The sequence below is a fragment of the Phaeovulum sp. genome (genome assembly GCF_030684035.1).
Lineage (GTDB): Bacteria > Pseudomonadota > Alphaproteobacteria > Rhodobacterales > Rhodobacteraceae > UBA6213.
Genome location: NZ_JAUXPI010000012.1, coordinates 63,201 through 74,851, shown reverse-complemented (window position 1 = coordinate 74,851; position 11,651 = coordinate 63,201). Strand labels below are relative to the sequence as shown.

Annotated in this window: 7 protein-coding genes; 4 read left to right on the top strand and 3 right to left on the bottom strand. The window is 66.3% G+C overall.

Annotated elements, in window-relative coordinates; translation table 11 throughout:
• Window positions 1-66 precede the first annotated feature (66 nt).
• Window positions 67-1,872, top strand: coding sequence for an autotransporter assembly complex family protein (locus Q8J98_RS03495; protein ID WP_305293165.1), 1,806 nt, complete (start codon window positions 67-69; stop codon window positions 1,870-1,872).
• A complete protein-coding gene (locus Q8J98_RS03490; protein WP_305293164.1) occupies window positions 1,872-5,375 on the top strand; it encodes a translocation/assembly module TamB domain-containing protein in 3,504 nt (1,167 codons plus the stop codon). Before Q8J98_RS03495 ends, Q8J98_RS03490 begins: the two co-directional genes overlap by 1 nt.
• Here Q8J98_RS03490 and Q8J98_RS03485 read toward each other — a convergent pair.
• Window positions 5,369-6,154, bottom strand: coding sequence for a YihY/virulence factor BrkB family protein (locus Q8J98_RS03485; protein WP_305293163.1), 786 nt, complete (start codon window positions 6,152-6,154; stop codon window positions 5,369-5,371). The genes Q8J98_RS03490 and Q8J98_RS03485 overlap by 7 nt on opposite strands.
• 138 nt (window positions 6,155-6,292) lie before the next feature.
• On the opposite strand from Q8J98_RS03485, the gene mgrA reads away from it, so the two are divergent.
• Window positions 6,293-7,327: an L-glyceraldehyde 3-phosphate reductase gene (gene mgrA / locus Q8J98_RS03480; RefSeq protein WP_305184664.1), complete on the top strand. Its 1,035-nt coding sequence runs from the start codon at window positions 6,293-6,295 to the stop codon at window positions 7,325-7,327.
• Window positions 7,324-8,628, top strand: coding sequence for a cytochrome-c peroxidase (locus tag Q8J98_RS03475; protein ID WP_305293162.1), 1,305 nt, complete (start codon window positions 7,324-7,326; stop codon window positions 8,626-8,628). The genes mgrA and Q8J98_RS03475 overlap by 4 nt, the downstream gene beginning before the upstream one ends.
• A gap of 53 nt (window positions 8,629-8,681) precedes the next feature.
• Here the strand turns inward: Q8J98_RS03475 and Q8J98_RS03470 are convergent, their stop codons facing one another.
• On the bottom strand, window positions 8,682-10,166 hold the full coding sequence (locus Q8J98_RS03470) for a CRTAC1 family protein (protein ID WP_305293161.1): 1,485 nt from the start codon (window positions 10,164-10,166) through the stop codon (window positions 8,682-8,684).
• Window positions 10,163-11,443 carry an ROK family protein gene (locus Q8J98_RS03465; protein ID WP_305293160.1) on the bottom strand — a complete coding sequence of 427 codons (1,281 nt, stop codon included), beginning with the start codon at window positions 11,441-11,443 and terminating at the stop codon, window positions 10,163-10,165. The genes Q8J98_RS03470 and Q8J98_RS03465 overlap by 4 nt, the downstream gene beginning before the upstream one ends.
• Window positions 11,444-11,651 lie beyond the last annotated feature (208 nt).

Below are 11,651 nucleotides of genomic sequence, written 5' to 3'. Positions count from 1 at the left end.
AACCCCGCCCTTGAGGGCCGATGGCTATGGTCATTGCGGCGCGATGCAGGGCATACTCGGCGGGTGATGTTGAAAGCTGCCAAGCGCTGGAAAACGAGCTGCTGGCTGGCGGGTGCCCTGGCGCTGGCCGGACTGCCTGCGGCTGCGCTGGAGCATCTGGTCTTCGAGGTGCCGGGGGCCGGTGCCGCGCTGTCGCGTGCGCTTGAGGCCGCTTCGCTGACGCGGCAAGCCGAGCGCGAGGGGCGCACCGCACCGCAAGACCTGCTTGCCGCCGCCCGCGCCGATTATGCGCGGCTTCTGGCGGTGCTTTATGCACAGGGCCATTACGCCGGCACCATCGGCATCACGCTCGATGGGCGCGAGGCGGCGGCAATTGCGCTGCTTGATGCGCCAGGGCGGGTGGATACGCTGCGCATTACCGTGCGGCCGGGGGCGCGGTTTGCCTTTTCCTCGGCAAGCGTGGCACCGCTTGCGCCCGGCACCGCGCTGCCCGAGGGCTTTGCGCCCGGCGCGCCTGCGTTTTCGGGTGTGATCGGCGCGGCTGCGGCCGCGGCGATCGGCGAATGGCGCGATGCGGGCCATGCCAAGGCCGAGGTTGCGGCGCAAAGCATTGTCGCCGACCACCGCAGCACCACGCTGGCCGCAGCAATAACACTCCGCCCCGGCCCGCAACTGCGCTTTGGCGCGCTTGCCACAAGCGGCACGCAAAGGCTGCGTCCGGAAAGGCTGGCGGAGATCGCCGGTCTGCCCACGGGCGAGGTATTCAGCCCCGCCGCCGTGGCGCGGGTGCAGGCACGGCTGCGGCGCAGCGGCATTTTCAGCAGCGCCGTGCTAGGTGAGGCCGCGTTGCCGGGGCCGGGCGACAGCATGGATATGACGCTGGCGGTGATCGAGGCACCATTGCGCCGGTTTGGCATTGGTGCCGAACTGTCGTCCCGCGATGGCGGCAGGGTCTCTGCATTCTGGCTGCATCGCAACCTTTGGGGCGGCGGCGAGCGTCTGCGGGTTGAAGGCGAGGTCACCGGCATCGGCACCAGCGCGGGCGGTGCCGACCTGCGCGCCAGCCTGCGGCTCGATCGACCCGCCACCTTCACCGCAGACACACAAGCATTTGCCGAAGCCAGCATCGGGCGGCTGGATGAGGTTGACCACCGCGCGCTGGCGCTCAGCCTCGGGTTTGGGCTTGCGCATGATTTTTCCGATGCGCTTACCGGCTCGGTGGCGCTGCGGCTGAGCGGGTCGCGGGTGACGGATGCCTTTGCAACCGAGACCTTTCGCCAGCTTTCGCTGCCTGTGGCGCTGACCTTCGACCGCCGCGATTCCGCCGCAGACCCGATGCGGGGCTATTGGCTCGACCTTGGGGTGACGCCATTTGCGGGATTTGGCGCGACCGGGTCCGGGGTGCAGTTGCGCGGCGAGGCGCGCGGCTACCGGGCGCTTGGTGGCCGGGCGGTGCTGGCGGGGCGCGCCCAGATCGGGTCGGTTCTAGGCTCGGCGCTACTTGAGACACCGCGCGAATACCTGTTCCATTCAGGCGGCGGTGGCAGCGTGCGCGGGCAGCCCTACCAGTCGCTTGGTGTCGAGGTGCTGCGCGGGTTTGATCTGGTGCCGATGGGCGGGGCCTCGTTTGCGGCGTTTTCCGGCGAATTGCGCGGCCGGATCACCGAAAATATCGGTCTGGTCGCGTTTTATGATGCCGGTTTTGTCGGCCTTACCGGGGGTTTTGCCGATGGCGGCTGGCACGCGGGGGCCGGGCTCGGGCTGCGCTATGATACCGGCATCGGGCCGATCCGGCTTGATCTGGCAATGCCGGTGGCGGGCAGCACGGGCGATGGCTTGCAGATTTACCTTGGCATCGGGCAGGCGTTTTGATGCGGCGGCTGCTCTTTCCCCTCGCGCTGGCGCTGCTCGCACTTGCTGCCCCGATCGCGGCGCAGACCGAGGCAGAGCGTGACCGGGGGCTGATTCAGCGCCTGCTGGAGGATAATCTTTCCGGCGCGGGGCGCGAGGTGCGGATCGAAGGCTTCGCCGGGGCGCTTTCCTCGCGCGCGACCTTCAGCGAAATGACCATTGCCGACGACGAGGGCATCTGGCTGCGGATCAGCGGCGGCGCGATCAGCTGGAACCGGGCGGCTCTGGTGTCCGGGCGGATCGAGATTGGCGAGCTGGCCGCAAAGGAAATCGTGCTGGCGCGCCTGCCGCAGACCACATCGCAGACCGCCGTGCCCGAGGCGGTGCCGTTTGCGCTGCCCGAGCTTCCGGTATCGGTGACAATCGGCACGATCGCGGCGGAGCGGGTAGAACTGGCGGCATCGGTGCTTGGCATGCCTGCGGTTTTGCGGCTGCAAGGCACGCTGAACCTTGCGGGCGGCGAGGGCAGTGCCCGGCTGAATGCCGAGCGGATCGACGGGCAGGCGGGCAGCTTTGCGCTGCGCGCAAGCTTTGTGAATGCAACGCGCGAATTGATGCTTGATCTGCTGCTTGATGAAGCCGCGGGCGGCATTGCCGCCGCCGCGCTTGGTCTGCCAGACCGCCCGGCGCTGACGCTTGCCATTGCCGGGTCCGGGCCGCTTGAGACGTTCTCGGCCGATGTGGTGCTGAGCGCAGACCGGGCCCGCCGGTTGGCCGGGCGGGTGGGCATGACCGCCCCGGATGCAGAGACGCGCGGTTTCACCGCCCGGCTTGGCGGCGATATTGCGCCGCTGCTGCCGCCGGACTACCGCGGCTTTTTCGGCCCCGATGTGCAACTTCGCGCCGAGGGCCAGCGCAGTGCTGATGGCGGCTTGCGGCTGACCCTGCTGAGCCTGCAATCGGCAGCGCTGGCGCTTGATGGCACGCTTGATCTGCAAGCCTCCGGTCTGCCCGCGCGCGCAGCACTGGTGCTGACGCTGGGATTGCCCGACGAGGCCGAAGTGCTGCTGCCAAGTGCTGGAGAAAAGACCTGGGTGGCGGGCGGCATGCTGACGCTTGGCTATGACCGCGAGAAAAGCGAAACCTGGTCGGCGGCGGGCAGGCTGAACGGGCTGCGGCGCGCAGCAGGACAGGTTGCGACGCTTGATCTGACCGGCTCGGGGCGGGTGGCGCAGGGGACGGCTGCCGAAATCACTGGCGCTTTCAATTTCGCCGCCAGCGGCATTGCCACCGCCGACCCGGCGCTTGCACTGGTGCTGGCCGAGGGGCTGCGCGGGCAGGTTCAGTTTTCGTGGCGGCAGGGTACGGGGCTGATGCTGCCAGTGCTTAGCCTGAACGCGGGCGGGGCCGTGCTTTCGGGGTCTGCCGAGGTGACCGGGGCGGGTCTGGAAACCCGGCTGGGCGGTTCAGCGCGCGTAAGCCACCCCGATCTGGCGCGGTTTTCCGATCTGGCGGGGCGCAGGCTTGGCGGGCGGATCGAGGGTGTGGTCGAGGGCTGGTACATGCCGCTGGATGGCAGCCTGTTTCTGGAAACCGCGCTGTTGGGCATCGACCTCAGGACCGGGCCGGCGGAACTTGACCGGCTGCTGGCTGGCGGCTCGCGGCTGCGGGTGGTGGCAGAGCGCGATGCGGGCGGCATGACGCTTGCGCTTGGCGTTGATGCGCGCGGGTTTTCGGCGCAGGCCGAGGCCTTGCTGCAAAGCCATGAGACCAGAGCGACCGCCCATTTTGCAATGCCCGATCTCGGCATGATCGGGCGCGGCTGGCAGGGTGCCTTGAACGCCGATGCGCGGCTTTCCGGTGCCCCGGGCGCGCGGGTGATGACGGTCGAGGGGGTCGGCAGCGGGCTTGGCATCGGCGACGCGACGACCGATCGGCTGCTGGCGGGCGACAGCGTACTTGCCTTCACCGTGCTGGAGGGTGATGCGGGCTTTGCGCTTGGTGCGGTCGAACTTGCGAACCCGCAGTTTGCCGCGGAACTTGGTGCGACCGACACCAGCGGGGCCCGCGGGCTGAGCGCCCGGCTTGCCGATATGGCGCTGTTCGCGCCCGCATTTCCGGGGGCTGCCACGGTTTCCGGGCAGGTGCAGCGGGTCGCCGATGGCTACGCGCTGATCCTTACTGCCGAGGGTCCGGGCGGCAGCGCCGCGACAATCTCGGGGCCCGTCGCCGCCGATCTTGCGAGCGTCGATCTGGCGATTTCGGGGCGCGCCGAGGCGGCGCTGCTGAACCGCTTGGTTGCGCCGCGCAGCCTGCAAGGTCCGCTCGGGTTTGATCTGCATCTGCGCGGCACGCCCTCGCTCAACGCGCTCTCGGGGCGGGTGAGTGCGCGCGGGTTGCGCTTTGCCGACCCCGGCCCCGGGCTTGCGGTGCAGGATATCGCCCTGACTGCCGATCTGGTGGCCGGGCGCGCCGAGATTGAGGCAAGCGGTGCCATCGGCGGCGGGGTCTTGCGGGCAAGCGGCCCGGTGGCGCTTCGGCCGCCGTTCCTTGCAGAGATCGCGCTGGTGCTGCAAGGCGTGCCACTTCGCGACCCCGAGCTTTACGATACCCGCCTTGACGGCAATCTTTCGGTCAGCGGCGCTTTGGCCGGAGGCGCGCTGATTTCAGGTGCCCTTTCGCTGGCGCAGACCGAATTGCGCCTGCCCGAGGCCGCCGCGCTGGTGGCGCTGCCCGATGTGACGCATCTGGGCGCACCCGCCGAGGTCAACACCACCCGCCGCCGCGCCGGGCTGCTTGGCGGCAGTGGCGCGCGGGGCGGTGACGCGGTCTTTCAGCTTGATATCGCGGTTGCGGCACCTCGGCGCATCTTCGTGCGCGGCCGGGGGCTTGATGCAGAATTGGGCGGGGCACTGCGTATGGGCGGAACCAGTGCCGAGGTACAGACTTCGGGGCAGTTCGACCTGATCCGGGGCAGGCTCGACATTCTTGGCAGGCGCTTCACGCTGACCGAAGGGCAGGTACAGTTGCAAGGCGCGCTGTCCCCGTGGATACGCTTTTCCGCCACCACCGCAGCGGCGGGCATTACCGCCACGATCACCCTTGAAGGCGAAGCGACGGCACCCGTGCTGCGGCTCAGCTCAACTTCCGATCTGCCGCAAGACGAAGTACTGGCGCGGCTGCTGTTTTCCCGTGGAATAGACACGCTTTCGCCGTTGCAGGCGGTGCAGATGGCGCAAGCGGTGGCGCAGCTTGCGGGCAAGGGCGGCGAGGGGCTGATGGGCCGCCTGCGCCAGAGCTTCGGGCTTGATGATCTTGACCTTGCGACCGATGCCGAGGGCGGGGCTGCACTGCGGCTGGGCAAATATCTTTCGGACAACCTATATACCGATGTGACCTTGGGCAGCGACGGCAAGGCCGAGGTGAACCTGAACCTCGATCTCACCCCCAGCCTGACCGCGCGTGGCACGCTTGGTGCCGACGGCAGCAGCGGTCTTGGGCTTTATTTCGAGCGCGATTACTGACGCCGCGACATTTCGGCGTTGAGCGCGGCCCCCAAAAGCACGGCATAGGCCGAGATGTAGAACCACATCATCAGCGCGATGACCGCCCCAAGCGATCCATAGATGCGGTTGTAGGTTCCGAAATGCGCGAGGTAATAGGAAAATGCCAGCGACGCGCCAGACCATGCCAGAGCCGCCAGAACCGCGCCGGGGCTGACCCAACGCGCGCGGCGCGCCTCACCCGAAGGGCCAAAGCGGTAGAGCACCCAGAGCGCGCTCAACACCAACAGAAACGCCGCCGCCCAGGGCAACTCTGAAAGCAGCCAGGCGCGCAGCGGCCCGAACGGCAGAAATGCCAGCGCCAGCGGCACCAGAACCACGGTGGCGAGGGCAAGCAATGTTGCCGCGACCAGCGCCATGGTCAGCCCATAGCCGAGCGCAAAGCTTCGCAGCGTTGAATGCTGGGCGGAGCCGTGAATGACATTGAGGCCCTGCACCAGCGCCTCGACCCCGGCGCGCGCCGCGTAAAGGGCGATAAGCAGCGACACCAGGCTTGCCCAACCGATTGTGGCACGAGGCCCCGCGAGAAGTGCGGCGATCTGATCGGAAAGAAGTTTCCACGCTTCGTGCGGCACAAACTCCTGTGCCACGCCCATATAGGCTGCAATCGCCGCCGGATCGGCAACCAGGCTCCAGAGCGCGATGGTCGCGGTCATTGCCGGAAACACCGCGAACATCGCGTAAAACGCCACGCCGGCCGCGATCAACCCCATCTGCGCTTCGCTGATGCGGCGCGCCATGCGCGTGATAATACCCCAGCCCCGGCGCAAAACTGCCCCCATCCTGTGCGTACGCCAGCTTAGCGGCTTGCGACGCGGGCGCAACTTGCGATGGCGGCGCGGCTGTGGTCTGCTAACGCCAACAAGCCGGAGGTTCAGATGCGCTACGTTCCCGCCGAAAACCGTTATGAGTCGATGATCTACAACCGCTGCGGGGCATCTGGCCTTCGCTTGCCCGCAATCTCGCTCGGGCTTTGGCACAACTTCGGCCACGATACGCCGCACGCCACCAAGCAGGCCATCTGCCGCACTGCCTTTGACCATGGCATTACCCATTTCGACCTTGCCAACAACTACGGGCCGCCACCCGGTAGCGCCGAGGAGGCCTTTGGCGAGATTCTCCGCACCGATTTTGCCGGGCTGCGCGACGAGCTGATCATCTCGTCCAAGGCGGGCTATCAGATGTGGAACGGGCCTTACGGCGAATGGGGCAGCCGCAAATACCTGATCGCGTCCTGCGATGCCTCGCTGAAGCGCCTCGGGCTCGATTATGTGGATATCTTCTATTCGCACCGCTTCGACCCGAAAACCCCGCTGGAAGAGACAATGGGCGCGCTTGACCAGATCGTGCGGTCGGGGCGCGCGCTTTACGCGGGGATTTCAAGCTACAATTCCGCCCGAACCCGGGAGGCGATGGCGATCCTGAAAGATCTTGGCACGCCTTTGCTGATTCACCAGCCGAGCTACAACATGATCAACCGCTGGGTCGAGCGCGACGGGCTGCGCGAAACTCTTGCCGAGCTTGGCGTTGGCTCCATCGCGTTCACGCCGCTGGCGCAAGGGATACTGACCAGCAAATATCTGCGCGGCGTGCCCGAAGACAGCCGCGCGGCGCAGGGCAAGAGCCTCGATCAGCGCATGCTCTCGACCAGGGCAATCGAAAAGGTCCGGGCGCTGAACCGGATTGCCGAGGCGCGCGGGCAGACGCTGGCGCAAATGGCACTGGCCTGGGTGCTGCGCGGCGGTGGCATCACCTCGGCGTTGATCGGTGCCTCGCGGCCCGAACAGGTGCGCGATTGTGTGGGGGCGCTCGGGCGGCTCGATTTCACCGACGATGAGCTTGCGGAGATTGACCGCCATGCGCAGGACGAGGCGATCAACCTCTGGGCACAGTCATCCGAGGAGCGGGCATGAAGTGGTCAGCGGCGCTTTTTCTGCTCGCCTCCCCGGCGCTTGCCGAGCTGCCTGAACCCGTGCGCGATGCCGATTACGGCGCGCTGAACCCCGCCGAGGCGCGGCTTGGCTGGCTTTTGTTCTACGACCCGATCCTGTCGGGCAACCGCAATATCGCCTGCGCCACCTGCCACCACCCGCGCTTTGCCACCTCGGACGGTCTGCCGCTTGGGCTTGGTGAGGGCGCGACCGGTCTTGGGCCGGAACGCCACATTGGCACCGAGAACATTCCCGAACTGCGCATTCCGCGCAATTCGCCCGCGCTCTTCAACCTCGGCGCGCTGGAATTCACCCGGCTCTTTCATGATGGCCGCATCGAGGCGGACCCGGCGCGCCGATCTGGCATTCGTACGCCGATGGATGACGAGATGGTAACCGGCTTTGCCTCGGTTCTGTCGGCGCAGACCATGTTTCCGGTGCTTTCATCCGATGAGATGGCCGGGCACTACAGCGAAAACGATGTGGCCAAGGCGGTGCGTTCGGGCCGCATCACCGGCGCGGGCGGGGCATGGGACATCATCGCGGCGCGGGTTGCGGCAATCCCGGAATATGCCACCAAATTCGGCTCTGTTTCAGCCGAAATCGGTGCTGGCCGCGCAATTGATTTTACCGATATCTCGAACGCCGTCGCCGCCTTTGTCGCGCAAGAGTGGCGGTCGGATTCAAGCCCGTTTGACGCCTTTTTGCGCGGCACGGCGGATTTGTCGGTCGAGGCGGCAGCGGGGATGGAGCTTTTCTATGGCGCAGCGGGCTGTGCCGAGTGCCATTCCGGGCCGTTCCAGACAGACCACCGATTTCACGCCATGGCCGCGCCGCAACTCGGCCCCGGCAAGGCCGAGCGGTTTGAGAGCCACAGCCGCGACGAGGGCAGGTTTCGGGTGACCGGGCAGGCATCTGACCTTTATGCCTTCCGCACCCCCTCGTTGCGCAACGTGACCGGGACCGGCCCCTGGGGGCACGCCGGGGCGCATGGAACACTCGCTGAGTTTCTCGCCAGCCATGGCCAGCCGGGGGCGCTTGCAGGTTATGCCCGCAACGCGCTGCTGCCCGCGCTGCCCGATTCCAAGCCCGACTGGGCGGTGCTGGACAGCGCCACGGAAACTGCCGCAATCGCCGCCGCCGCAACCCCGCTTCGACCACTCTCGACCGCTGAAATCGGCTCGATTCTGGCCTTTCTCGACAGTCTGACCGACCCGGCGGCAATTGCGGGCCGCCTCGGCATCCCCGCGTCGGTTCCCTCCGGCCTGCCGGTGGACCGCTAGTTGCTTCCCTGTGGAAAGACACTTCGGGGCGAAACGGGGCTGTAAAACCCCGGCTATCGCATCAACCGATTGACCGCGTTCATGGTGATGGCGTGCCAATCGCCCAAGGTTCCGTCCGGCCAGATCACCCGCGCCTCTGCCTTGGCGGCAGCGCCGAGACCGAAATGGACCGGCAACGCCTGCCCGCCAGCGTGGCCACCGCCAACCGTGATCTCGGCGGCCTGCACCTTTCCATCCGCGCGAAGCTCGACCCAGGCACCCACGGCTCGGCGGTTTGTGCCAGCCATAACAGGCTCTATTTCGGCCCAATTGCCGGTATTTGTGCTGGTGTTGCGCCAGATCTCCAAGGCTGCGCGGCGGTTGACCACGACAAGGTCAAGCAGCCCGTCGGCGTTCAGATCGGCCAGCGCCCCGCCGCGCGAGCGCTCGCTTGTGGCAACACCCGCCGCGTCACCCTGTTCGCGGAAAATCCCGTCCGGTCCCTGCATCAGCAGGTTGTTGGGGTCGTGGATGGCATTCGAGGGCATCTGATCGACGTTGCCCTTGGCGATGAACAGATCCTGAAGCCCGTCATTGTCGATGTCGCCGAATTCGGCGTGCCAGCCGGTAGAGGGGCGACCATCATCGCCCAGATAGGGGCGCTGCGCATAGGTGCCCAGCGCATAGGGTGCGTTTTCGAATCCGCTACCCCGATTGAACTGCAAAAGCTGGTCACCCATCGAGGTCATCATCACTTCGGGCAGGCCATCGCCGGTGATGTCGCGGCTGGCTATGCCCATGCCCCAAAGCGAGACATGCGGCCAGTCGGCGCGCTCGGCCAGTGGGTTCAGGCGATACATCTGCTCATAACCGCCGCGCACATAATAGTGTCGGTCGTTGGAGATGCGCAGCTCGGCAGTGCCACGGCGCTGCCAATCGGAAATCAGCATCGAGAGCGCGCAGTATCCCGGTGAAAGCGGCTCTGACGCGCCATATTTGCGGTCTTCGGGGCGATAAACCTCGTTCTCATCGCAGGCTTGGAACGGGCCGTTCGGGTTGCTGCGGTCAACGTAGTTGCCGAAAACCAGCGTGGGCAGCTTCGCGCCATTTTCCCATGTGGCGGTAAAGGCCGTGGTCCAGGCATCACGGGGTGCAAGGCCCCACTCAGCGCTGGCATCGGAAAATCGGCAACCACCCTCGCCGCGCAGCAGCAGGTTCGGGCCGACCCGCAGCACCGCAAGATCGATCAGGCCGTCGCTGTCGATATCGAGCGGGTAGGCACCGGTCACGCCGGTCATCGCCGCGATCTCACCCGAAGTGAAGCGCAGATTTGCCCCCGGTTCTGAGAGGTTGACCAGCAGCGTCGCCGGATTCTCGCCGCCCGCCACGAAGAGGTCGGGGCGCGTATCGCCGTTGCAGTCGAACACCGCCACGCCGCCACCGACGAAATGCTCCCATCCGCCGGCATAGACGTGGGTGGGCGAAAGAGGTGCATCGTTGACGAAAAGCGGCTCTGCGCCTGCCGGAAACGCCAGAAGCACTGCTGCAAGCGCCCTCATTGTGCGGCCATTTCCCGAGGCGGGCACAGCAGGCCGTCGGAAACCTCGTGCAGCGCCAATGCGGCGGCACCATGTGCCCAGAGCAGATCGCCCCAGGCGTGGGTCTCGATCCGCGGGGTCGGGCGGCCGGTGTTGAGCATCATTGCCCGCATCTCATCCAGCGTTTCTTCGGCGTAAAGATAATCGTACCGCATCCGCTCGCCCGAGAGGATGATGAGCTCGGGGTCGAACAGATTGACCACATTCGCCAGCCCCAGCGCCAGATAGCGCCCGGCGCGATGAAAGATCGACCGTGCGGCACTGTTGCCAGCCTTGGCATGGTCGAAAAGGCTTTCGAGCAGCGCGCCAACGCTCTGGTTCTCGCGGTGGGACAGATTGAGCGCGGTTTGTGCCTCGCGCACCAGCGCGTAGTCGGCGACATAGGCTTCAAGACAGCCGCGCTGGCCGCAGCGGCACAGCGCGCCATCGAGCTGCACCTTGGTATGGCCAAGCTCCATGCCCATGCCCTGCGAGCCACGAAAAATGCGGTGGTTGATGACAAAACCCATGCCGACACCATGCTCGATGGTGACCACGGCAAAATCCGAAAGCCGCCGCCCGGCACCAAACCAAAGCTCCGCCAGCGTGACGAGGTTCGCGTCATTGTCGATATGCACCGGAAGGTTGAGGCGCTGCGACGCGGCCGCGGCAAGCGGCACATGGTGATCTGTCAGCACCGGCGACCAGTGCACGACGCCCGCCGGGCAATCGACAAAACCCGGCACCCCGAGCCCCACCGCCGAAAGGTTGGCGCGCGGCACACCGGCCTTGGCGCAGACCCGGTCGAGCAGGGTTTCGGTGGCACCGACGATGTCGGCAAGCAGCATCGCCCCCGGCTGGCGCGATATCGCCTCGCCTGCGATCAGGTTACCCGCGAAATCGACTACAACGGCGGTATGTTCGCGGTCGGACAACTTGATTCCCGCAACAAAATGCGCCGCCGCCCGCACCCCGAGCGCTACCGTCGGGCGGCCGCGCACGGTGTCGGATTCGCGCCGCGCCTGCACTTCCTCAAGAAATCCGCGCTCGATAAGCTCGGAAGTGAGCGTGGTCACCGAGGCCGGGCTGATCGAAAGCTCCTTGGCCAGTTGCACGCGGGCGATCAGCCCCGCGGCACGGACGCGATCGAATATCTGCTGGCGCAGCGGGCGCGTGGTTTCCGAAAGTGGCGGAATCAGCGGCCCGCACCCCGGTGCGCCACCGCCAAGTCGCTTTCTCTCGACCGACAAGCTGGCCATTTTAGTTCACTCCCCTAACAAAACTATGCACCTGCGGCACGTTCTCAGCCCGCCCTTAGCCGCTGCGCAGCATTATCCCGGCGTTGGAGCCTAGATTTCCACAGTGTCCTGTCATTTTTATTTTGACAACTAAAATTATTCCTCCAAGTATTCGCCTATTCCGGCGAATCCGCCGGGCGGGGCCTGTATGGCCTTACTTTGGGAGGAA

Excerpts from the sequence above, each read along its gene's own strand:
- Q8J98_RS03475 (WP_305293162.1), top strand. The coding sequence starts at position 7,324 with ATGAAGTGGTCAGCGGCGCTTTTTCTGCTCGCCTCCCCGGCGCTTGCC.
- Q8J98_RS03485 (WP_305293163.1), bottom strand. The coding sequence starts at position 6,154 with ATGGCGCGCCGCATCAGCGAAGCGCAGATGGGGTTGATCGCGGCCGGC.
- Q8J98_RS03495 (WP_305293165.1), top strand. The coding sequence starts at position 67 with ATGTTGAAAGCTGCCAAGCGCTGGAAAACGAGCTGCTGGCTGGCGGGT.
- Q8J98_RS03465 (WP_305293160.1), bottom strand. The coding sequence starts at position 11,443 with ATGGCCAGCTTGTCGGTCGAGAGAAAGCGACTTGGCGGTGGCGCACCG.
- mgrA (WP_305184664.1), top strand. The coding sequence starts at position 6,293 with ATGCGCTACGTTCCCGCCGAAAACCGTTATGAGTCGATGATCTACAAC.
- Q8J98_RS03470 (WP_305293161.1), bottom strand. The coding sequence starts at position 10,166 with ATGAGGGCGCTTGCAGCAGTGCTTCTGGCGTTTCCGGCAGGCGCAGAG.
- Q8J98_RS03490 (WP_305293164.1), top strand. The coding sequence starts at position 1,872 with ATGCGGCGGCTGCTCTTTCCCCTCGCGCTGGCGCTGCTCGCACTTGCT.